Genomic DNA, 21,612 nt, shown 5'->3' with positions numbered 1-21,612 from the left:
AGACCTATGTTAACGTCTGCCCGTGGCGGCGACCAGCTTCTTCACGCTTTCGGGGCTGGCAGCCAGGCCTCGGTAAAATCAAACCAGCCACGCGGATTCAGACGGATGCCGTTTACCCCCGGCGGGGCACTGATTTGATACTGATAGTTGAACAGCGGCGTCAGGACAGCGCGTTCCATCAACCGGGTGAATACCTCTTTCAATGCCAGGTGGCGCGCTGCGGCATCTGGCAGAACCTGAACTGCATCCAGGGTCGCCATCAGGTGCGCAAATTGCGGGGCGCTAAGCAGATGCGGCCACAGGGTATCGCAGCGTAACCACTGCTCCAGAGTGTATTCCGGCGCTTCGCCAATCAGCCTGTCGCCCATCATGATATCGGCATCTGCCAGAGCGGCGCAGCCATCCCAGGTTTTCGCGTCGTGAAAAATCACTGTCAGCTGACACCCTTCCTGCGCCAGGTAGCGTTTAAGCTGCTCTGCCATGGTGTGGAGTTCTACCGGCAGGTGGTAAACCAACGTAAGGAATTGTGGCAGAACAGTGTTCTCCTCCTGCGCCCACTGTGGAATGGACCACCCCGGCAGTAACGCCTGGGTCGGGGTGATGAGATCCTCGTCCAACGGCAGCGTATGCAGAAGGGCGGTGTGATGAATAATGTCGATCACCTTGCGGGCCTGCGCCTCGCTTAACCGGCCGCTCTGTTTCAGGGTGAGATAGCAAAAGCCGAGGCTGATACTGTTGCTGACCAGCCGCAGACGGGCAAGTTCCTCCGGCTCGCCAATGGCGATTTGTACTGGATGACGGCAGCTGGTGCCTAAATCCTGGTCAAAAAGCTGGGGTGTGATCCAGTATTCAATCGCTTTCAGAAGCGGATGCCCCAGATGGTACTGCTCGTGGCTTTCCAGCCGGACCAGATCCGCGTCGAAGATCGCCAGCCGAAACGGCCCGCTCCCCGTCAGGGGGTGTTCAGGGTGAGCAATACGACTGCAATAGCTTGCCAGGCGGTGTGCCAGCCAGTAATCCGGCTGATGCAGCACAAAGGTCAGGCACTGCGGGTGGGTCACCTCAATCAGCTTTACGCTGTTAAACAGTTTGCGCAGCGCGGGCAGGGTGAGTAACTGCGTCAGTTGGCTCTGTAGCTGGGCCGCCTCGACCTTATCACCGTTATGCCAGTGAAGCGTGGAGCGAAGATAAAAATGCCAGCGTAACCCGTCAGCAGTAATCTCCCAGTGATGGGCCAGATCGCCTCCAGGCTCGCTGCTGGTGTCGTTGAACCGCGTCAGGCCGGAAAAGATCTGCCCGACCAGATGCTGCTCGGCGCGGCCGGGTAAAAAACCGGGATGAAGCGGATCGAGTGGCCGGTAATAGGGAATGCGCAGCGTCGGAGTATTGTTCTGCCACTGCCCACCCAGAAAAGGATGCAGCAGCGCGCGCAGCGCCTGGGGAGCCAACTGAGCCAGCTCCAGAGCGTTGTGCTGCTGGCCGTTTTTTAGCGCCTGCTCCATCATCGTGTTGCGCAGCGATTCGGGGGTGACATGAAAGCGCAGCTCACCGCGTTTACCGCGCCCGGACTGCGCCTGCCAGCATAACCAGCCCGCCTCCTGGGCCTGACGCAAAAGTGTACGCACGTGCCTTTCGCTGCAAAAACAGCGGCTGGCCAGTTCGGCCACGCTCACCTGCTGCGGCGCACCGGCGGAGGGTTGCCACAGCCGCTGGTACTGATTAAGTCGATTGAGCTGGCGCATAATAAACCCGGAACAATAATTTCCATCTATTCAGTATTACTTCCGTATATATCACGCAATACTGAAGCACAAGTTAACCCCCTCACACTTTCGGAGATCCTATGGCACGGCTGGCTGCATTTGATATGGATGGCACCTTGTTAACGCCGGACCACCGTTTAGGCGACAAAACGCTAAGTGTGCTCAAGCGACTGCGTGAGCGCGACATTACGCTTACCTTCGCCACCGGTCGACATGTGCTGGAGATGCGTCACCTGATGGGTACGCTGGCCCTTGATGCCTTTTTGATCACCGGCAACGGCACGCGCATTCACTCCCTGGAGGGGGAGGTGCTCTATCGTCAGGATCTCGCCCCGGATGTGGCGGAGCAGGTGCTGCATACCACCTGGGATACCCAGGCCAGCATTCATGTGTTTAACGACACCGGCTGGCTGACTGGAAAAGCGATCCCGGCGCTGCTGGAAGCGCACGTCTACAGTGGTTTCCAGTATCAGCTGACCGATCTACGCCGTATCCCGGCGCATGCGGTAACCAAAATCTGTTTTTGCGGCGACCACGACGATCTGTGCCGTCTACGCATCCAGCTCAATGAAGCCTTAGGCAGCCGCGCGCATCTTACGTTTTCGGCAATAGATTGCCTGGAAGTGCTGCCGGTCGGGTGCAACAAAGGTTCTGCCCTGGCGGTACTGAGTGAGCATCTGGGCCTGAGTTTGCAGGAGTGTATGGCGTTTGGCGATGCGATGAACGATCGCGAGATGCTGGGCAGCGTGGGGCGCGGCCTGATCATGGGCAATGCGATGCCGCAACTGATCGCTGAGCTTTCGCATTTACCGGTTATTGGACACTGCCGTAACGAGGCCGTGTCCCATTTTTTAACCCATTGGCTGGATACACCTGATCTTCCTTATTCCCCCGAATAGTGAGACCCTTCCAGCAAGCCAGACGATAGTCTGGCTTTTTTTATTTTACCAGCCGGGCAATCTCTGCCAGCCACGGGGTCACATCGCCAATGTTGGCTTTCACCCATCCGGCGTTGTAGTAGGTGTCCAGGTAACGCTCGCCGCTGTCGCACAGAAGGGTAACGATGGAGCCGGTTTGCCCGGCCTCCCGCATCCGCGCGGCCAGCTGTAACGCGCCCCACATGTTGGTCCCGGTCGACGCCCCGACCTTACGGCCCAGCTGCGTTTCCAGCCAGTGGGCGGTGGCGACGCTGGCGGCATCCGGCACGCGGAGCATCTCGTCCACAACGTCAGGAATAAACGACGGCTCTACCCGCGGGCGGCCAATCCCTTCGATTTTGCTGCCCACCGGGCTGCGCAGGGCGGGATCGCGCTGCTGCCAGTAATCCAGGAACACCGAGTTTTGCGGATCCACCACCATCAGACGGGTATCGTACCCCTGGCAGCGAATATAGCGGCCAATGGTGGCCGAGGTCCCACCGGTTCCGGCGCTCATCACGATATGGGCGGGCACGGGATGAGGTTCATTTTGCATCTGGCGGAAAATACTGTCGGCAATGTTGTTATTGCCGCGCCAGTCCGTTGCCCGCTCCGCATACGTAAACTGATCCATATAATGACCGTTCAGCTCCCGGGCCAGCATCTCTGACGCGGCATAAATTTCACAGGCGCTTTCCACAAAGTGGCAACGGCCACCATAGAATTCGATCTGTTCGATTTTGCGTTTCGCCGTACAGGCGGGCATAACGGCGATAAAGGGCAGGCCGAGCAGGCGGGCAAAATAGGCCTCAGAAACGGCGGTGGAGCCGGAAGAGGATTCAATGATGGTGGTACCTTCATTGATCCAGCCATTACACAGTCCGTACAGGAATAGCGAACGCGCCAGCCGGTGCTTCAGGCTGCCGGTCGGGTGGGTACTTTCGTCTTTCAGATAGAGCTGAATACCGGCAAAGCCTGGCAGGGTCAGGCGAATAAGGTGTGTATCTGCCGAGCGCTGATAATCGGCATTAATTTCACTGATGGCGTTTTTAACCCAGGAGCTATTCATCACAGTTATCCGTTTGTCATTTTGTGCCCAGCATAGCGAAAAGCACAGAAAAAATTGTTGCTATCTGGCCTTTAAAATAGAATGTAAGGAGAAAAATTTTCTCTATGGGGGTGGGTATGCTAGATAAAATTGACCGTAAGCTGCTGTCCTTACTGCAAAGCGACTGCACCCTCTCTTTGCAGGCGTTGGCGGATGCCGTTAATCTGACCACCACGCCCTGCTGGAAACGCCTTAAGCGACTCGAAGACGAAGGCATTCTGCTGGGACGCGTGGCGCTGCTGGATCCTGAAAAACTGGGGCTTGGTCTGACCGCGTTTGTTTTGATAAAAACGCAGCACCACAGCAGCGACTGGTACTGTAGGTTCGTCAGCGTGGTATCGGAGATGCCGGAAGTGCTGGGTTTCTGGCGCATGGCGGGCGAATACGACTACCTGATGCGCGTTCAGGTGGCAGACATGAAACGCTATGATGATTTCTATAAACGGCTGGTTAACAGCGTGCCAGGTTTGTCGAATGTCACCTCCAGTTTTGCGATGGAACAGATTAAATACACCACCGCCTTACCCATTGAATAACTTCCCGGCCTCGCCGGAACACGATCCTCAGGAAAAAACCGCGTGCGATTATTTGCTCAGTTAAGCTGGTACTTTCGCCGGGAGTGGCAACGCTATCTCGGTGCAGTCGCCCTGCTTATTATCATTGCCGTTCTGCAGCTCATCCCGCCGAAAGTGGTGGGCTATGTTGTGGATGGCGTAACGGAACAGCATTACACCAACGCACGGGTGATGATGTGGATCGGCACGCTGGTGCTGACGGCGGTGGTCGTCTATCTGCTGCGCTATGTCTGGCGCGTACTGCTGTTTGGCGCGTCCTATCAGCTGGCCGTGGAGCTGCGGGAAGATTTTTACCGCCAGCTTAGCCGTCAGCACCCGGAATTTTATCTGCGCCATCGCACCGGGGACCTGATCGCCCGCGCCACTAACGATGTGGATCGCGTGGTCTTTGCCGCCGGGGAAGGGGTGCTGACCCTGGTGGATTCGCTGGTGATGGGCTGCGCGGTGCTGATTGTGATGTCCACGCAGATCAGCTGGCAGCTGACGCTGCTGGCTCTGTTGCCGATGCCGATTATGGCGCTGGCGATCAAACGCTACGGCGACCAGCTGCACCAGCGCTTCAAGCTGGCGCAGGCAGCCTTCTCCTCACTTAACGACCGCACTCAGGAGAGTCTGACCAGTATCCGTATGATCAAAGCCTTCGGCCTGGAAGATCGCCAGTCGGCGCTGTTTGCTGCCGATGCCGCCGACACCGGGGCCAAAAACCTGCGCGTTGCCCGCATCGACGCCCGCTTTGATCCCACTATTTATATCGCCATTGGTACCGCCAACCTGCTGGCCATTGGCGGCGGCAGCTGGATGGTGATCAACGGTTCGCTCACGCTCGGGCAGCTGACCAGCTTTGCCATGTATCTGGGGCTGATGATCTGGCCGATGCTGGCGCTGGCCTGGATGTTCAATATCGTCGAGCGCGGTAGCGCGGCCTACAGCCGGATCCGCGACATGCTTGCTGAAGCGCCGGTCGTCAATGACGGCAGCGAGCCGGTGCCGACCGGGCGCGGTGAGCTGAATGTCGCTGTTCGCGCCTTTACCTACCCACAAACGGAGCAGGTGACGCTCGAAAACGTCAACTTCCGGCTGCAACCCGGACAGATGCTGGGCATTTGTGGCCCTACGGGGGCCGGAAAGAGCACCATCCTGTCGCTGATCCAGCGCCACTTTGATATTGACCAGGGCGAGATCCGCTTCCATGACATCCCCCTGACGCAGCTGCAACTGGATAGCTGGCGCAGCCGGCTGGCGGTGGTAAGCCAGACGCCGTTCCTCTTCTCCGATACCGTCGCCAACAATATTGCGCTGGGTTGTCCACAAGCGACCCGGGAAGCGATCGAGCACGTCGCCCGTCTCGCCAGCGTACATGACGATATCCTGCGCCTGCCTCAGGGTTATGAAACCGAAGTGGGGGAGCGCGGCGTGATGCTCTCGGGCGGGCAGAAGCAACGTATTTCCATCGCCCGCGCGCTGCTGCTTAATGCCGAGATCCTGATCCTCGACGATGCCCTGTCTGCGGTAGATGGCCGTACCGAACACCAGATCCTGCATAACCTGCGCCAGTGGGGAGAAGGGCGCACGGTGATCATCAGCGCCCATCGTCTGTCGGCTCTGACCGAGGCGAGTGAAATTCTGGTGATGCAGCACGGGCATATTGCCCAGCGCGGGCAGCATGAACAGCTGGCAGACCAGCCGGGATGGTATCGCGATATGTATCGCTATCAACAACTGGAAGCGGCGCTGGATGACGTGCCGGACACAAACGAGGAGGCCACCGATGCGTAGTTTTTCCCAGCTGTGGCCCACCCTTAAACGCCTGCTGGCCTATGGCTCGCCATGGCGTAAACCGCTGTCGCTGGCAGTAGTGCTACTGTGGATTGCGGCCATCGCCGAAGTCACCGGCCCGCTGCTGATCAGCTATTTCATCGACAACATGGTGGCAAAAAATTATCTCCCGCTCGGTCTGGTGACCGGACTGGCGGTGGCCTATGTGGGCCTGCAGTTGCTGGCGGCCGGACTGCACTACGCCCAGTCACTGCTGTTTAACCAGGCCGCCGTTGGGGTGGTACAGCAGTTGCGTACCGACGTGATGGATGCCGCCCTGCGCCAGCCGCTGAGCGCGTTCGATACCCAGCCCGTCGGGCAGATCATCTCGCGCGTGACTAACGATACCGAAGTGATCCGCGATCTTTATGTCACGGTGGTCGCCACGGTGCTGCGCAGCGCCGCGCTGGTCGGTGCCATGCTGGTGGCGATGTTCAGCCTGGAGTGGCGAATGGCGCTGGTGGCGATGGCCATTTTCCCGGCGGTGATGATTGTGATGATCATCTACCAGCGCTACAGCACGCCCATTGTCCGTCGCGTGCGGACCTATCTGGCGGATATCAATGATGGTTTCAACGAAGTCATCAACGGCATGAGTGTTATCCAGCAGTTCCGTCAGCAGGCGCGCTTTGGCGAGCGGATGGGTGAGGCCAGCCGTTCACACTATATGGCCCGCATGCAGACGCTGCGGTTGGACGGCTTTCTCCTGCGCCCGCTGCTCAGCCTGTTTTCGGCCCTGGTGCTGTGCGGATTGTTGATGCAGTTTGGTTTTGCCGCACGCGGCACCATTGAGGTTGGGGTACTGTATGCCTTTATCAGCTACCTGGGCCGTCTTAACGAGCCGCTGATTGAGTTGACCACGCAGCAATCGATGCTGCAGCAGGCGGTGGTTGCTGGCGAACGCGTCTTTGAACTGATGGACCGCCCGCGGCAGGCATATGGCGATGACGATCGTGACCTGCAAAGCGGCACCATTGAATTCGATAAGGTCTCCTTCGCCTATCGCGAGGATCGGCTGGTGTTGCAGGATATCGATCTGAAGGTGCCTTCCCGAAGCTTTGTCGCGCTGGTGGGCCATACCGGCAGCGGTAAAAGTACCCTCGCCAGCCTGCTGATGGGTTACTACCCGCTTACCGAAGGGGAAATTCGCCTCGACGGGCGTCCGCTCTCGACCCTGAGTCACGCCGTGCTGCGTAAAGGGGTGGCAATGGTGCAGCAGGATCCGGTGGTGCTGGCCGATACTTTCTACGCCAACGTGACGCTCGGGCGGCCGTTTAGCGAGGAGCAGGTGTGGGACGTGCTGGAGAAAGTCCAGTTGGCGGAGCTGGCGCGCGGCCTGCACGAGGGGATCCACACCCGGCTGGGCGAGCAGGGGAACAACCTCTCCGTAGGGCAAAAACAGCTCCTGGCTTTGGCCCGGGTGCTGATTGATACGCCTCAGGTGCTGATCCTCGATGAAGCCACGGCAAGCATCGATTCTGGCACTGAACAGGCGATTCAGCAGGCGCTGGCTGCGGTGCGGGACCAGACCACGCTGGTGGTCATCGCCCACCGCCTCTCGACCATTGTCGAGGCAGATACCATTCTGGTGCTTCATCGCGGCCAGGCCGTTGAGCGCGGCACCCATAAGCAACTGCTTGAGGCAAAAGGGCGTTACTGGCAAATGTATCAATTGCAGTTGGCCGGTGAAGAGCTGGCCGCCAGCACTCGCGAAGAGTCGCTAAGCGCCTGATGCACTAAAATTAAGCAAGTTGCCAGCCGCTGAATCGGTTGGTGCAAAAATGAAACGCACCATGCACTGTCATGGTGCGTTTTTTTTCATCTTCTCTCCGCCACGCCTCATCTTTCCTCTCTTTTCAATTCTGGCACACCCCTTGCAATACCTAATCAGTTCGCGAGCCATTACCGAATTCTGACTGGAGAGATATATGAAGCTGGTTACCGTGGTCATCAAACCATTCAAGCTCGAAGACGTGCGTGAAGCACTCTCTTCAATGGGTATTCAGGGACTGACCGTCACCGAGGTGAAAGGCTTTGGGCGACAGAAAGGTCATGCAGAGCTGTACCGTGGCGCCGAATACAGCGTCAACTTCCTGCCAAAAGTGAAGATTGACGTGGCGATCGCCGACGATCAGCTGGATGAAGTCATCGATGTGATTAGCAAAGCAGCCTATACCGGCAAAATTGGCGACGGCAAAATTTTCGTTGCTGAGCTGCAACGCGTTATTCGCATTCGTACAGGCGAAGCCGACGAAGCGGCACTGTAAAAAATCAGGCACACAGTGATAGGGATCGAGAAAATGAACACAACAACACTCAAAGCAGGTCTGGGGTCTCTGGCACTGCTGCCGGGGCTGGCAATGGCTGCACCGGCGGTGGCAGACAAAGCCGATAACGCCTTTATGATGATTTGCACCGCGCTGGTGCTGTTTATGACCATTCCGGGGATTGCGCTGTTTTACGGCGGCCTGATCCGCGGTAAAAACGTCCTCTCCATGCTTACCCAGGTAACAGTGACCTTCGCACTGGTGTGCGTCCTGTGGGTCGTCTACGGCTACTCGCTGGCCTTTGGTGAAGGCAACGCCTTCTTCGGCAGCTTTAACTGGGCGATGCTGAAAAATATCGAGCTGACCGCGGTGATGGGCAGCTTCTATCAATACATTCACGTGGCATTCCAGGGGTCGTTCGCCTGTATCACCGTCGGCCTGATTGTGGGGGCGCTGGCGGAACGTATTCGCTTCTCCGCGGTGCTGATCTTCGTGGTGGTATGGCTGACTCTCTCCTATGTGCCGGTGGCGCATATGGTCTGGGGCGGTGGTCTGCTGGCCTCCCATGGCGCGCTGGACTTTGCGGGCGGTACCGTTGTGCACATCAACGCCGCGGTAGCGGGCCTGGTAGGCGCATACCTGATCGGCAAACGCGTCGGTTTTGGCAAAGAGGCCTTCAAACCGCACAACCTGCCGATGGTCTTTACCGGTACCGCGATCCTCTACTTCGGCTGGTTTGGCTTTAACGCCGGTTCCGCCAGTGCAGCAAACGAAATCGCGGCGCTGGCCTTCGTGAACACCGTGGTGGCAACGGCGGGCGCTATCCTCTCGTGGATCTTCGGCGAGTGGGCGGTACGCGGTAAGCCTTCCCTGCTGGGTGCCTGTTCCGGTGCAATTGCCGGTCTGGTGGGTATCACGCCGGCCTGTGGCTTTGTCGGTGTGGGCGGCGCGCTGATCATCGGTATCGTCGCGGGTCTGGCCGGTCTGTGGGGCGTCACTGCGCTGAAACGTGTTCTGCGTGTGGACGATCCTTGCGATGTGTTTGGCGTGCACGGCGTGTGCGGCATCATCGGCTGCATCATGACCGGCTTCTTTGCTTCTACCTCCCTGGGCGGCGTGGGCTACGCAGAAGGCGTGACCATGGGCCATCAGGTTCTGGTGCAGCTGGAAAGTATCGCTATTACGGTGGTCTGGTCTGGCGTAGTGGCCTTCATCGGCTACAAGCTGGCGGACATGACGGTGGGTCTGCGCGTACCAGAAGAGCAGGAGCGCGAGGGTCTGGACGTCAACAGTCACGGCGAGAATGCGTATAACGCTTAAGTAAAAGCAAACGGCAACCGAGAGGTTGCCGTTTTTGTGTTTGCCCCCTATCCCTGAGGGAGAGGGGCAGGGCATCAGCCCGCAGCTGTTATCCCCGGTTACGCATTACCCCTTCCTGCACCGTAGAAGCAACCAGCACGCCATCCTGAGTATAAAACTCACCGCGAACAAACCCGCGAGCGCTCGACGCAGAGGTACTCTCCACGCTGTACAGCAGCCAGTCGTTCATATCAAACGGACGGTGGAACCACATCGAATGGTCGATGGTGGCAACCTGCATCCCTTTCTCAAGGAAGCCCACGCCATGAGGCTGTAGGGCAACTGGCAGGAAGTTGAAATCAGAGGCATAACCCAGCAGATACTGATGAACGCGGAAATCTTCCGGCACCGTTCCATTGGCGCGGATCCAGACCTGACGCGCCGGCTCGGCGGTATGGCCCTTCATCGGGTTATGGAACTCAACCGGGCGGATCTCCAGCGGCTTGTCGCAAAGAAACTTCTCTTTAACCTGCGGCGGCAGCAGATGTGCCAGCGCGCGGGCAATGTCCGTTTCAGAACGTAACGTATCCGGTGCCGGGGCAGGGGGCATCACTTTCTGATGCTCATACCCTGGCTCCGGTGCCTGGAATGACGCGGTCATATAGAAGATCGGCTTACCATTCTGCACAGCCGCCACGCGGCGGGCGCTGAAGCTGTTGCCGTCACGCAGGACTTCCACGTCATAGACGATCGGTTTCTGGCTATCGCCCGGGCGCAAAAAGTAGCTGTGAAAGGAGTGCACAAAGCGTTCTGCAGGTACTGTCTCTTTCGCTGCATAAAGGGCTTGCCCCACAACCTGACCGCCGAATACCTGGCGTAAGCCCAGATCTTCGCTTTGTCCCCGAAAGAGTCCTTCTTCAATTTTTTCCAGGTTTAATAATGTCAGCAGATTGCCTAGTGCCTGACTCATAGTCGTCCTCAATTAAAACGCCGTGGCGAAAGATAGAGAGAGTATAACGCAGAAAAGGAAGTGGTCCGATGGGTGCAATAATCTGAATAACAGGGAGATTCCAGGCATAAATAAGTGATGTGTGCCACACTTACTCTCGTTATGTTTATGTTAACCACTCATCTGGCGGTATCGATCCCGCTGGTGCATTGATGATAAGGAGAACTCAATGAAACTCGTGCACGTGTTAAGTGGTTTAGCGGTAGCGGTTGCTCTTTCTGCCTGCGCAGATAAAAGTGCAGATATACAGACGCCAGCGCCAAACCCAAACACTGCTGGTGTGGCAACTCAGCCGACTATTCAGCAGCCTAATGTATCCGGGACCATCTGGATCCGTCAGAAAGTAGCTTTGCCGCCGGATGCGGTATTAACCGTCACCCTGTCTGATGCTTCGCTGGCCGATTCACCATCAAAAGTGCTGGCGCAGCAGGCGACCCGTACTGAAGGTAAACAGGCCCCGTTCAAGTTTGAATTGCCGTTTAACCCGGCGGATGTGCAGCCAAACGCACGTATCCTGCTGAGCGCGGCGATCACCATTAACGATAAGGTTGTACTGATGACCGATATCGTCAAGCCGGTCATCAATCAGGGCGGTACAAAAGCCGATCTGGTGTTGGTGCCAGTACAGCAGACCTCGTTGCCGCTGCAGCCTGGCGGCGGTGCGCCAACAACTGTACCTTCCACCTCGCCAACTCAGGTTAGCCCGTCTACGGCTACCCCGGCACCTACCCAGCTTTAATGTTGCCAGCCCCTCTCGCCTGAGAGGGGCTTTTTAATACCGCCAGCGGTATTGTTGCAAATCGATCTGCCCACTGCCTGAAACCTGCACCCCTTCGCTGAGCAAGGCCTGACGCTGCCGCTGCAAATCGGGGCCGGTTAAAGAGATTGCCCCATGGCGGTTCACCACCCGATGCCAGGGCAGAGTGCTCCCTTCCGGCAACCGTTTGAGAACGCCACCCACCTGCCGTGCTGCACGAGGAGAACCTGCCAGTCGTGCTACCTCACCATAAGTCGTGACGCTCCCTTCGGGAATCGAGGCCACTATCTGCCAGACCCGTTGGGGAAAAGTGTCGTGTTCGTCCATTTTTTTACTCCTGTGTTGAGAGCATGATAAAGATTCACCGCCAGGACAGGAAGAAAACGTGCACTCTGTAAACGCTTTGCGCAATAAAGCACCACCCGGACGCGGTTAACTTGCAATTGCGATCGGGTACAGTGATAATGCGCCAGCGCGTTGGTTATCAACGCTCTCAATGGAGGCTCTGTTGGTTCTCCCGCAACGCTACTCTGTTCACCAGGTCAGGTCCGGAAGGAAGCAGCCAGGGCAGACGACGTGTGTGCCGGGATGTAGCTGGCAGGGCCTCCACCCATTTCTGCCTCTGAAAACCTTTCAATTCTCTTTATCCTTCACTCTTTCATCTCTTACGCTCCTTGTCGGTCCAATATCCATGGCAACAGTAAGTACATTATATATTTCTGAGTTGTCCTGTTTATTTCGTTAATTGTCATCATACTGAAATGTGGTTGTCATTATTCTGTCATAAATGTTGTGCAGGGTAAGTGTGACATTTTTATGATATATAAGCTGGCAATATATATCTGGATAATAATGATAACTTCGTGTATTAATTTAACAAATTGATGTCAAGGATGTAGCCACTATGACCACTGCCGTGCTGAATGTAAAAATTGACGAAGCGCTAAAAGAGAAGCTTCGTCACTACGCAGAAGTGAATAATGAGAATCTCAGCGTTACCACAGAGAAACTGCTGCAAATGGCATTTTCTGTAGCAGACGAGGCGGGAGTAACGGAAGAGGATATCGATAATCAACATACGGAAGAAGAGAGCGTAGCACCTTTTACTCCTAAAGAAATCAAAGCATTAAGAAAAATTCTGAAGAAGAAAAAATGAAACAACATCAGCAATCAACCGCCAGCAGCTACTCGGAAGCCTGTACGCTTCTGCGCTCTGGCTATGTCAAACATGTCCGCCTGGGCTGGGATGTTGGCAGTGATGAGTTCTTTCGAATTGCGTCTGACTGGTGCGATACCGGGGCTAAAATAAAGAAAGAAGGCGATAGTTTTGTTATTTCCCTTAAAGGTTTCCCTATCCCTGCTCAGCACTGACCTCCTTCCTGCTGAAAATATCTGACTGTAATCGCTACAGTCAGACATTTTTAAATCCTCCCGTCGGGGTAATTATTTGTGCGCCCGCTCACTTTTTTACGGTAATAAATATTACCGTTGCAGAACGTTATACAAAGGGGCGTTTGAATGCTTGCCCGCCTTTATTCAGCGCCAGCCACAGCGGCTTGATCCGCATCAGCGCACTTTCCAGCTCCGCTGTCTCCAGCGAAAAGGGCATCCGCAGATAGCGGTCGAAGGACCCGGAAAGCCCAAAGCGCGTCCCGGTCCCCAGATGGATCCCTGCCGCTTCGGCGCGGGTGGCCAGCTGGGTTGCCAGCATATCCGGCAACTCCACCCAATAGGAAAGCCCACCTTCCGGCATCTGAAAACGCCATTCCGGGAAATGTTCACGCAGCAACGCCGCACAGCGATCCCGCCGCTCGCGCAGCATCTCCCGCCTGGCGGGTAAAAATGTGTCGCCATTTTCAATCAACCACAGGGTGGCCAGCTGTTCAAGCAGCGGCGATCCCAGATCGAGCGTATCGCGGGTTTGCGCCAGCGCCGCGATAGTGCGCGCCGGCGCACGCACCCAGCCCAGACGCAGGCCTCCCCAAAAACTTTTTCCCGCTGAGCCCAGGGTAATGACATTGCCGTTTGGGCAGAAGGAGGCCAGCGGCGGGGGCGGGGGCGCATCGAACCAGAGATCAACCATGGTTTCATCCACCACCAGCGTGGTGCGGGCATGGGCGGCAATGGCGGCAATGGCCTCACGGCTGGTCGCATCCATGCAGCGGCCGGTGGGATTATGAAAGTCCGGCATCAGGTACGCCAGGCGCGGCGCGGTCTGGGCGAGGGTGGCGGCAAAGCCATCAATATCCCAGCCTGTCTGTGGCAGCGATACGCCAACCGGACGGCAGGAGGCACCCTGAATGGCGGCGATAGCCAGCGGGTAGGTAGGGTGATCCACCACCACCCGATCGCCTGGGCCGGTGAACATCCGCAGCACCAGCGCCAGCCCGCTGACGGCCCCGTTAACCACCATCACCTCTTCTGGCCGGGTAGGCAGACCCCGTGCCGTATAGCGCGCAGCGATGGCATCGCGCAGCGCCAGCAATCCCAGTTGGTCGTAGCCGGTTTGCGTCAGATGCTGCGTAATGGCGGTCAGGGCGTGGGTGTAAGCCTGATGGATCTCCGGCCCGGCACCCAGTGCGGCGGTAGAGAGATCCAGCGCCGCACTGGCGTTAGCGCGGGTAGGGGGCGTGCGGCTGTCGGGCAGGATCACCCGCGACCCGCTGCCATGGCGGCTTTCGAGGTAGCCTTCATCACGCAGGTGCGCAAGCGCGCTGCTGACGGTGGTACGGCTTACCGCCAGGGTTAAGGCCAGCTCGCGCTCGCCTGGCAGGCGCGTATCCAGCGCCAGCCTGCCATCAAGGATCAGCAGGCGTAGTGCATCGGCAAGCTGACGCCAAAGCGGGGTACGGGAGGTGTCCTGCTGCCAGTGGCCTAACAGGCGAACTAATGACTGGCTTCCAAATCGACGCGATGACATAAGCAGTCCACTTTTTCAAAACTGGACATTAATCATAGTGCCATTTCAGGTGATGATGAAAGTCGAGATAACCGGAGAAAGATTATGCTGCGTCGATTACTTCAGCTTTACGTCGGATTAAGCCTGTATGGCCTGTCAACGGCGATGTTTATACGTTCGGATCTGGGTGCCGATCCGTGGAATGTCTTCCACCTTGGGGTGGCTAAACTGCTGGCAATGGATATTGGCACTGTCATTATTCTCACCGGCGTGCTGGTGCTACTGCTGTGGATCCCGCTGCGACAGCGCCCCGGCCTCGGCACCATCAGTAACGTGATTGCCATTGGTCTGGCCGCCGATGTCGCGCTAAGGTTCATTCCGGCTATCGACTCCCTGATGGTGCGCAGCCTGTTGCTGGTCAGCGCGGTGATCGTCAATGCGCTGGCGACCGGCATGTACATTGGCGCCGGGTTTGGTGCCGGGCCGCGCGACGGCCTGATGACCGGGATCAACGCCCGCACCGGCTGGTCGGTTCGCAGCGTGCGCACGGCGATTGAGGTGTCAGTCCTGCTGACAGGATGCGTGCTGGGGGGCACGTTTGGCGTGGGAACCGTGCTCTATGCCTTAAGCATCGGCCCGCTGATCCAGATCTGCCTGCCGTGGTTTCGTCAGAAGCCGCGTATGTTAGCCCCGCAGCCTGAGCGCGTTGTTTGATTTTGCGAGGCGCTCACATGCTTTGTGCGGTGGGTTATGACAAAATACGTGCATCACTCCTTGCAACGCGACGCGCATGAAAGCCATAACCCTTTACGACGTTGCCCGCCTGGCGGGCGTTTCCTATCAGACCGTCTCACGTGTCATTAATGATGCGGCGCATGTCTCTGCCCGGACCCGGGAGAAAGTACAGCAGGCAATGGCCGAACTGCACTATGTCCCCAACCGCGGGGCACAGCAGCTGGCCGGGAAACGCACCCGCACCCTGGGGCTGATCACCACCGATCTGGCCCTGCATGCCCCCTCGCAGATTGCTTCTGCGGTCAAGACCCGTGCAGGCGAGCGCGGGGCGAGCGTGTTGATCTCGATGGTCGAACATCCGCAGCAGTGCCTGGCGGCGGTCCAGGAGCTACTGGCGCAGCGCGTAGAGGGACTGCTGGTTAACGTGCCGCTGGAGGACGAACAGGCAGAAAGCCTCCAGGCGCAGGCCGTTCCGGTGCCGGTGCTCTTTCTTGATGTCTCGCCCACTGCCCGGGTGCACAGCCTGGTGTTTGATGCCGGACAGGGGGCAGCCCTTGGCGCGCAGCATCTGCTGGCGCTGGGCCATCAGCGGATCGCCCTGCTCGGTGGGCCGCAAAGTTCTGTGTCGGCGCGTGCGCGCCTGGCGGGTTGGTTGTCGACGCTGGCGACGGCGGGGGTGGAACCCTGTGCCATCGCCGAGGGCGACTGGAGCGCCGCCTCGGGTTACGAGAAAGGCCATCAGCTGCTGGCGGGTGCCATGCTTCCGCAGGCGATCCTGGTGGCTAATGACCAGATGGCGCTCGGTGTAATGCGCGCCTGCGCCGATAAGGGCATTAGCGTTCCGGGCCAGCTCTCGGTAGTCGGGTTTGACGATACCACCGACAGCGCATGGTTTACCCCGCCGCTGACCACCATTCGTCAGGCCTTCCGCGAGGCGGGGTTGCGCAGCGTAGAGTGGCTGCTGGCGCAGCAGGGCATCGTCGGGCAGGCACCTGCGCAAACCCGTCTTCCGGTATCCCTGATCGAACGTCACTCCAGCGCCCGGGAAGGGATCCCGCAGAGCAGTGAAGAGCTGGCCCAGCAGCTAAAATCGCTGGCTGTACTGGCTGAACAACTGGCGCGCCGATAACGCTTTTGTGATCCCCATCGCTTCATGACGCTCTCCCGCTTTACCCTGTTCCCCCGACAGGGCATTGTAGTTTGAAAATTGTGAGCGCTTCGCAAAAGAGGTAACTATGTCCCATTCTGATCCGCTGACTCTCAGCGCACTTCTCGCCCGCCGTGACTGGGAAAACCCCGGCGTCACGCAATGGAATCGCCTCCCTGCCCATGTGCCGCTCAGCGGCTGGCGTGACGAGCAGGCGGCGCGGGAGGAGGGTGATTCACCTGGCGTTCGCTCGCTGAACGGTGACTGGAAATTTAGCTTCTTTGCCGCGCCAGAGCGCGTTCCCGATAGCTGGACGCAGGAAGATTGTGCGGATGCGGTGATCATGCCCGTTCCCTCCAACTGGCAGATGCAGGGCTTCGATACCCCGATCTACACCAACGTGACCTATCCCATTGCGGTGAATCCGCCGTTTGTACCGGCAGAGAATCCAACCGGTTGTTACTCGCTCACATTCGATATGGATGCCAGCTGGCTGGAGAGCGGCATGACGCGGCTGGTATTTGAAGGCGTCAACTCGGCCTTTTACCTGTGGTGCAACGGACAGTGGGTCGGCTATTCCCAGGACAGCCGTCTGCCCGCGGAATTTGATATTTCCGCTTTCTTGCGCCCGGGCAGCAATCGACTGGCGGTGATGGTGCTTCGCTGGTGTGACGGCAGCTACCTTGAAGATCAGGATATGTGGCGCATGAGCGGCATCTTCCGCGATGTCACCCTGCTGCACAAACCCGACACCCATATTGCCGATTACCATGTGGTCACCGAACTGAACGCCGATTATGATCGCGCTCAACTCCAGCTTGGACTGACCCTCGGGGGAGCCGACTACGCGAACCGCAAGATCGACGTGAATCTGTGGCGGGCAGGGGAGTGTATCGCCAGCGCAACCGGTACGCCCGGCTCGGCCATTGTTGATGAGCGTGGTCACTGGCAGGAGAGAGTGAATGTCTCCCTCAGGGTGGATCAACCGGCCCTGTGGAGCGCTGAAATCCCCGCCCTTTACCGGTTAACCCTCGTGCTGCGCGACGAGAAGGGCCAGGTGCTGGACGTTGAAGCCTGCGATGTCGGTTTTCGTCGGGTCGAAATCAGCAACGGTCTGCTGAAGCTCAACGGTAAGCCGCTGCTGATCCGCGGTGTTAACCGCCACGAACATCACCCTGAGCACGGGCAGGTGATGGACGAAGCCACCATGCGCCGCGACATTGCGTTGATGAAGCAGCATAACTTTAACGCCGTGCGCTGTTCGCACTATCCTAACCACCCGCTATGGTATCGCCTGTGCGACCGCTACGGGCTGTACGTGGTGGATGAAGCCAATATCGAAACCCACGGCATGGTGCCGATGAGCCGTCTGGCCGACGATCCGCGCTGGCTGCCTGCCATGAGCGAGCGCGTTACCCGCATGGTGCAGCGCGATCGTAATCACCCGTCGATTATCATCTGGTCGCTGGGCAATGAGTCCGGTCACGGCGCTAACCACGATGCCCTTTACCGCTGGGTGAAGGCGACGGATCCTACCCGTCCGGTGCAATATGAGGGCGGCGGGGCCAACACCGCTGCAACTGACATTGTTTGCCCGATGTATGCCCGCGTCGATCAGGATCAGCCCTTCCCGGCGGTACCGAAATGGTCGCTTAAGAAGTGGATCGGCATGCCGGACGAGACACGTCCGCTGATCCTTTGCGAATACGCCCACGCGATGGGCAACAGCTTTGGCGGTTTCGCTAAATACTGGGAGGCCTTCCGCAAGCATCCTCGTCTGCAGGGCGGTTTCGTCTGGGATTGGGTGGACCAGGCGCTGACGAAGCATGACGAACAGGGCAACCCTTTCTGGGCCTACGGCGGCGACTTTGGCGATAAACCCAACGACCGCCAGTTCTGTCTGAACGGGTTAGTCTTCCCCGATCGCACGCCGCATCCGGCTCTGTATGAGGCCCAGCGCGCCCAGCAATTCTTTACCTTTACCCTGGTGAGCCATTCCCCGCTGGTGGTGGAGGTACAGAGCGATTATCTCTTCCGCAATACCGACAACGAGCATCTGCGCTGGTCAGTGCTGCGTAATGGCGAGGTGCTGGCCTCTGAGGTGGTGGCGCTTAACATCCCGGCGCAAGGTACGCAACGGCTGGAGATTGTGCTGCCGCAGGGCACACCGGCAGAGGGCGAACTGTGGCTGAATGTGGATGTGTTCCAGCCCGCGGCCACGCCGTGGTCTGCGGAAAATCATCTCTGTGCCTGGGATCAATGGCCGCTGCCGGTCCCGTTACTTGTCGCACCAACGAAAGCTGGTGGGGTGGCACCACAGCTCATGCGCGAAGATGACGCGCTGGTGGTCACCCATCAACAGCAGCGCTGGCAGTTTAACCGCGCCACCGGTGATCTGACCCAGTGGTGGCGGCAGGGGGAGACGACGCTGCTCGCGCCGCTGACCGACAACTTCACCCGCGCCCCGCTGGATAACGATATCGGCGTCAGTGAAGCGACCCGTATCGATCCCAATGCCTGGGTGGAACGCTGGAAGGCGGCGGGGATGTACAGTCTGACGCCGCGTCTTTTGCAGTGTGACGGCGAGCAGCTGACGCAGGCGGTGGCGATCACCACCCTGCACGCCTGGGAGCACGACAACCAGGTGCTATTCCTGAGCCGCAAATGCTGGCGCATCGACAGCCAGGGTGTACTGCATGGCGATATTGAGGTGCAGGTGGCAAGCAACATACCAGAGCCGGCGCGTATCGGGCTGAGCTGTCAGCTGGCGCAGGTGCCACAGAGCGTGAACTGGTGTGGGCTTGGGCCTTATGAAAACTACCCGGACCGCAAACTTGCCGCCCGGCAGGGTCGCTGGGAGTTGCCGCTTGCGGCGCTGCATACGCCCTATATTTTCCCGACCGAAAACGGCCTGCGCTGCAATACCCGGCAACTGACGCTGGGGCAGCATCAGCTGGATGGCGATTTCCACTTTGGGGTGAGCCGTTACAGCCAGACGCAGCTGCGCGAGACCTCCCATCACCATCTGTTACGGGAAGAGCCTGGCTGCTGGCTGAACCTGGATGCGTTTCATATGGGCGTTGGGGGCGACGACTCCTGGAGTCCGAGCGTGTCGCCGGAATTTATCCTGCAGGGGAAAAAGGTACGTTACGCCTTTAGCTGGCAACAGAACTAAACTTAATCGCTGATGCGGTCACACCATGTGGCCGCACATTCACTTCGGAGGTTTATCTGATGAAGTATGTCGATGGTTTTGTGGTTGCCGTTCCCGCGAATAATAAGGAGGCTTATCGCGAGATGGCCGCGAAAGCCGCGCCGCTGTTTAAAGAATTTGGCGCGCTTCGCATCGTAGAGTGTTGGGCAGATGATGTCCCCGACGGCAAATTAACGGACTTTCGCCTGGCGGTGAAGGCGGAAGAGAACGAAGAAGTGGTCTTCAGCTGGATCGAATATCCTTCCAGAGAGGTTCGCGATGAAGCAAACCGGAAGATGATGAACGATCCCAGAATGAAAGCGTTTGGCGACGCAATGCCGTTCGACGGCAAGCGTATGATTTATGGCGGCTTCTCGCCGCTGCTGGATGAATAATTATAATGCCCGGCGGTACACTCCGCCGGGCGCTAGTTGTGTGATTCCGGATCGAGATTGTTGTCTGCCCACTGAATAAAGGCCTCTTTCGGCAGCGCTTTACTGAAAAACCAGCCCTGGCCGTACTGCACACCGTGGCGGCGAAGCCATGCCAGCTGGCCCTCGGTTTCAATCCCTTCCGCTACCATATCGAGATTCAGCGACCTGGCCATCTCAATGATATGTGACGTCACATTCTTGTATTCCAGCGCGTCCACGAAAGATTTATCGATTTTCAGGGTATCGACGTCCAGATCCTGCAGGTAGCTGAGGCTGGAATAGCCAGTGCCAAAATCGTCGATATAGACAGCGTGCCCAGCGCGGCGGAAGCTGGCAATGGCGGGTGCGCTGACGGTAGGATCGGCAAATCCCCGCTCGGTAAGCTCAAGCGCAATCTGAGACGGGTGGAGCTTCCATTGATTCAGAAGACGGCTCAGCAGCGGGAGTACGCTACCCGATATCAAATCGGCCGGGGCGAGGTTAATCGAGATATGGTGGCCAGGATGCTGGCGCAACCACTCGCCCATCTCTTCAAATACCTTTTCAATGATCAGAGTCGTTAGCGAGTTTGTCAGGCCAGTTTGCTCTGCCAGCGAAACAAAAATATCAGGTGACAGGTAACTGCCGTCCGGCTGTGGCCAGCGGGCAAGCGCTTCTGCACCGGTTAATCTGCCGCTGTTTAATGCAACAATTGGCTGGAAATGCACCTGAATCTCCCGGGCATTGATCGCATCCAGCAGGCGATGCCGGGGAGATTGCAGGCGGCGTAACACGCGCAAAATAAACCCGGCCGTCAGCAAGCTGATCAAAATGCCAAAAGGTAGCCAAAAATAAAGCTGGTGATGCCAGCTCTCTTTTAACGGTTTCAGGGACGCCCACGTCACAATGGCAAAACCCAGATCGGGCACATTGTGCACGTTATACATCGCGCCGTTATGTTGAAAATGCGTGCTGTTAGTCCGCTGCATTTCATTGAACACCTGCATATCCAGGCTGTTGCTGCTGGCGAAAACGATATTGCGCCGGATCCCGACCAGGGCAACGTCTATCGGCCAGGAGCCAAAGGGGATCACGTCGATCAGCGAGCCCGGGTCGATCATCACGATATAATGCCCTGTGCCAATAGCGGCCATATAGCGATTAACATTTAAATCGTTGTGCGAAGTCACCCAGGCCCGATAGCCATCGGGGGTGATCCGCAGTGCGGGTGGAAAAGAGGGAGTCTGGCTCTCTTGTTCCAGCGAAGAGCAGCGTGGCTTGAGATCGTCAACGTAGAGCATTTCCTGAATATAACGCCAGGAGAATGCGGTGCGGCGCATCATCAGCGTATGTTCGCGACTACAGGGGATCCCTTTGAAGGACTGCATTTCGTTTAACGCAGATTTGGCCTGAGTAATCACTCGGTCGGTACGGATCTGGACGCGGGAAGCGTAGCTGTTCAGGTCCTCAACAAACTTATCTTCCGCATTACTGTGCGCCAGCCAGACGCTGAGGCAGACAGGAACAAGCACTGCAATAACGAGTACGCAGGTCACCACACTAACCAGGTGTCGGGTTGTCATGCTCCTGTTTCCTTTTTATTACGCCGGGCGAGGGGCGCACAAGTCGATGACATTAAAACGGAAAGCCACGCTGCATTGTAGTGTTATAGCACGCCCCTGCCATTGATTTCATTTAGCAACCGGGCGCACAAA

The 21,612-nt window shown here is 57.8% G+C and carries 18 protein-coding genes, 1 other RNA gene and 1 pseudogene; 14 read left to right on the top strand and 6 right to left on the bottom strand.

The window, feature by feature from the left end:
• Positions 1–41 precede the first annotated feature (41 nt).
• Positions 42–1,742, bottom strand: a complete 1,701-nt coding sequence (locus ACF8PE_RS05635; RefSeq protein ID WP_059308607.1) for an SgrR family transcriptional regulator — start codon at positions 1,740–1,742, stop codon at positions 42–44.
• A 101-nt stretch (positions 1,743–1,843) separates the two neighbouring features.
• Here ACF8PE_RS05635 and cof point away from each other — a divergent pair, with 101 nt between their 5' ends.
• Entirely contained in the window at positions 1,844–2,662 is an 819-nt protein-coding gene (gene cof, locus ACF8PE_RS05630; protein WP_059308606.1) for an HMP-PP phosphatase, read from the top strand.
• 40 nt (positions 2,663–2,702) lie between these two features.
• On the opposite strand, the gene ACF8PE_RS05625 is transcribed toward cof, so the two are convergent.
• Positions 2,703–3,752: a PLP-dependent cysteine synthase family protein gene (locus ACF8PE_RS05625; protein WP_220123977.1), complete on the bottom strand. Its 1,050-nt coding sequence runs from the start codon at positions 3,750–3,752 to the stop codon at positions 2,703–2,705.
• Between the two features lie 113 nt (positions 3,753–3,865).
• Here ACF8PE_RS05625 and ACF8PE_RS05620 point away from each other — a divergent pair, with 113 nt between their 5' ends.
• The 5 genes from ACF8PE_RS05620 (at position 3,866) to amtB (ending at position 9,765) form a co-directional block, all read left to right on the top strand.
• On the top strand, positions 3,866–4,324 hold the full coding sequence (locus ACF8PE_RS05620; RefSeq protein ID WP_032616846.1) for an Lrp/AsnC family transcriptional regulator: 459 nt from the start codon (positions 3,866–3,868) through the stop codon (positions 4,322–4,324).
• A 42-nt stretch (positions 4,325–4,366) separates the two neighbouring features.
• Complete coding sequence (locus ACF8PE_RS05615; protein WP_230431243.1) at positions 4,367–6,139, top strand: SmdA family multidrug ABC transporter permease/ATP-binding protein; 1,773 nt, start codon at positions 4,367–4,369, stop codon at positions 6,137–6,139.
• Positions 6,132–7,910: a SmdB family multidrug efflux ABC transporter permease/ATP-binding protein gene (locus tag ACF8PE_RS05610; RefSeq protein ID WP_032616848.1), complete on the top strand. Its 1,779-nt coding sequence runs from the start codon at positions 6,132–6,134 to the stop codon at positions 7,908–7,910. Before ACF8PE_RS05615 ends, ACF8PE_RS05610 begins: the two co-directional genes overlap by 8 nt.
• 196 nt (positions 7,911–8,106) lie before the next feature.
• Positions 8,107–8,445 (top strand): P-II family nitrogen regulator, encoded by a 339-nt coding sequence (gene glnK, locus ACF8PE_RS05605; RefSeq protein ID WP_032616849.1) that lies wholly within the window; start codon positions 8,107–8,109, stop codon positions 8,443–8,445.
• 33 nt (positions 8,446–8,478) lie between these two features.
• Positions 8,479–9,765, top strand: a complete 1,287-nt coding sequence (gene amtB, locus ACF8PE_RS05600; RefSeq protein ID WP_032616850.1) for an ammonium transporter AmtB — start codon at positions 8,479–8,481, stop codon at positions 9,763–9,765.
• An 88-nt stretch (positions 9,766–9,853) separates the two neighbouring features.
• On the opposite strand, the gene tesB is transcribed toward amtB, so the two are convergent.
• A complete protein-coding gene (gene tesB / locus ACF8PE_RS05595; protein WP_032616851.1) occupies positions 9,854–10,714 on the bottom strand; it encodes an acyl-CoA thioesterase II in 861 nt (286 codons plus the stop codon).
• 208 nt (positions 10,715–10,922) lie between these two features.
• On the opposite strand from tesB, the gene ACF8PE_RS05590 reads away from it, so the two are divergent.
• Complete coding sequence (locus tag ACF8PE_RS05590; RefSeq protein WP_032616852.1) at positions 10,923–11,492, top strand: YbaY family lipoprotein; 570 nt, start codon at positions 10,923–10,925, stop codon at positions 11,490–11,492.
• A gap of 33 nt (positions 11,493–11,525) precedes the next feature.
• Here ACF8PE_RS05590 and ACF8PE_RS05585 read toward each other — a convergent pair.
• A pseudogene (locus ACF8PE_RS05585) lies at positions 11,526–11,840 on the bottom strand (MGMT family protein); the annotation flags it as partial.
• A 176-nt stretch (positions 11,841–12,016) separates the two neighbouring features.
• Here ACF8PE_RS05585 and ffs point away from each other — a divergent pair.
• The 3 genes from ffs (at position 12,017) to ACF8PE_RS05570 (ending at position 12,881) form a co-directional block, all read left to right on the top strand.
• An RNA gene (ffs, locus tag ACF8PE_RS05580) (signal recognition particle sRNA small type) lies at positions 12,017–12,113 on the top strand.
• 301 nt (positions 12,114–12,414) lie between these two features.
• Entirely contained in the window at positions 12,415–12,666 is a 252-nt protein-coding gene (locus tag ACF8PE_RS05575) for a hypothetical protein (protein ID WP_032616854.1), read from the top strand.
• Complete coding sequence (locus ACF8PE_RS05570; RefSeq protein ID WP_032616855.1) at positions 12,663–12,881, top strand: hypothetical protein; 219 nt, start codon at positions 12,663–12,665, stop codon at positions 12,879–12,881. Before ACF8PE_RS05575 ends, ACF8PE_RS05570 begins: the two co-directional genes overlap by 4 nt.
• A gap of 127 nt (positions 12,882–13,008) precedes the next feature.
• On the opposite strand, the gene ACF8PE_RS05565 is transcribed toward ACF8PE_RS05570, so the two are convergent.
• On the bottom strand, positions 13,009–14,430 hold the full coding sequence (locus ACF8PE_RS05565; protein WP_130589229.1) for a PLP-dependent aminotransferase family protein: 1,422 nt from the start codon (positions 14,428–14,430) through the stop codon (positions 13,009–13,011).
• Positions 14,431–14,514: 84 nt separating this feature from the next.
• Here ACF8PE_RS05565 and ACF8PE_RS05560 point away from each other — a divergent pair, with 84 nt between their 5' ends.
• From ACF8PE_RS05560 to ACF8PE_RS05545, 4 genes are all read left to right on the top strand, one after another.
• Positions 14,515–15,123, top strand: a complete 609-nt coding sequence (locus ACF8PE_RS05560) for a YitT family protein (protein WP_032616857.1) — start codon at positions 14,515–14,517, stop codon at positions 15,121–15,123.
• A gap of 76 nt (positions 15,124–15,199) precedes the next feature.
• Positions 15,200–16,273 carry a LacI family DNA-binding transcriptional regulator gene (locus ACF8PE_RS05555; protein WP_392494672.1) on the top strand — a complete coding sequence of 358 codons (1,074 nt, stop codon included), beginning with the start codon at positions 15,200–15,202 and terminating at the stop codon, positions 16,271–16,273.
• A gap of 106 nt (positions 16,274–16,379) precedes the next feature.
• Positions 16,380–19,466 carry a beta-galactosidase gene (locus tag ACF8PE_RS05550; protein WP_392494671.1) on the top strand — a complete coding sequence of 1,029 codons (3,087 nt, stop codon included), beginning with the start codon at positions 16,380–16,382 and terminating at the stop codon, positions 19,464–19,466.
• Positions 19,467–19,525: 59 nt separating this feature from the next.
• The gene (locus ACF8PE_RS05545; protein ID WP_059308601.1) at positions 19,526–19,879 is read left to right on the top strand and encodes a DUF1428 domain-containing protein; all 354 of its coding nucleotides are present in this window, start codon (positions 19,526–19,528) and stop codon (positions 19,877–19,879) included.
• A gap of 32 nt (positions 19,880–19,911) precedes the next feature.
• Here the strand turns inward: ACF8PE_RS05545 and ACF8PE_RS05540 are convergent, their stop codons facing one another.
• Positions 19,912–21,480 (bottom strand): EAL domain-containing protein, encoded by a 1,569-nt coding sequence (locus ACF8PE_RS05540; protein WP_077226235.1) that lies wholly within the window; start codon positions 21,478–21,480, stop codon positions 19,912–19,914.
• Positions 21,481–21,612 lie beyond the last annotated feature (132 nt).

It is taken from the genome of Leclercia sp. GLN_9 (assembly GCF_043105735.1).
GTDB lineage: Bacteria > Pseudomonadota > Gammaproteobacteria > Enterobacterales > Enterobacteriaceae > Enterobacter > Enterobacter adecarboxylatus.
Note: the sequence above shows the minus strand (reverse complement) of the source record. Positions and strands in the feature narration are given on the sequence as shown.

Coding starts and splice junctions, on each gene's coding strand:
- ACF8PE_RS05635 (WP_059308607.1), bottom strand. CDS start 1,742: ATGCGCCAGCTCAATCGACTTAATCAGTACCAGCGGCTGTGGCAACCC.
- cof (WP_059308606.1), top strand. CDS start 1,844: ATGGCACGGCTGGCTGCATTTGATATGGATGGCACCTTGTTAACGCCG.
- ACF8PE_RS05620 (WP_032616846.1), top strand. CDS start 3,866: ATGCTAGATAAAATTGACCGTAAGCTGCTGTCCTTACTGCAAAGCGAC.
- ACF8PE_RS05610 (WP_032616848.1), top strand. CDS start 6,132: ATGCGTAGTTTTTCCCAGCTGTGGCCCACCCTTAAACGCCTGCTGGCC.
- glnK (WP_032616849.1), top strand. CDS start 8,107: ATGAAGCTGGTTACCGTGGTCATCAAACCATTCAAGCTCGAAGACGTG.
- amtB (WP_032616850.1), top strand. CDS start 8,479: ATGAACACAACAACACTCAAAGCAGGTCTGGGGTCTCTGGCACTGCTG.
- tesB (WP_032616851.1), bottom strand. CDS start 10,714: ATGAGTCAGGCACTAGGCAATCTGCTGACATTATTAAACCTGGAAAAA.
- ACF8PE_RS05590 (WP_032616852.1), top strand. CDS start 10,923: ATGAAACTCGTGCACGTGTTAAGTGGTTTAGCGGTAGCGGTTGCTCTT.
- ACF8PE_RS05575 (WP_032616854.1), top strand. CDS start 12,415: ATGACCACTGCCGTGCTGAATGTAAAAATTGACGAAGCGCTAAAAGAG.
- ACF8PE_RS05570 (WP_032616855.1), top strand. CDS start 12,663: ATGAAACAACATCAGCAATCAACCGCCAGCAGCTACTCGGAAGCCTGT.
- ACF8PE_RS05565 (WP_130589229.1), bottom strand. CDS start 14,430: ATGTCATCGCGTCGATTTGGAAGCCAGTCATTAGTTCGCCTGTTAGGC.
- ACF8PE_RS05560 (WP_032616857.1), top strand. CDS start 14,515: ATGCTGCGTCGATTACTTCAGCTTTACGTCGGATTAAGCCTGTATGGC.
- ACF8PE_RS05555 (WP_392494672.1), top strand. CDS start 15,200: ATGAAAGCCATAACCCTTTACGACGTTGCCCGCCTGGCGGGCGTTTCC.
- ACF8PE_RS05550 (WP_392494671.1), top strand. CDS start 16,380: ATGTCCCATTCTGATCCGCTGACTCTCAGCGCACTTCTCGCCCGCCGT.
- ACF8PE_RS05545 (WP_059308601.1), top strand. CDS start 19,526: ATGAAGTATGTCGATGGTTTTGTGGTTGCCGTTCCCGCGAATAATAAG.
- ACF8PE_RS05540 (WP_077226235.1), bottom strand. CDS start 21,480: ATGACAACCCGACACCTGGTTAGTGTGGTGACCTGCGTACTCGTTATT.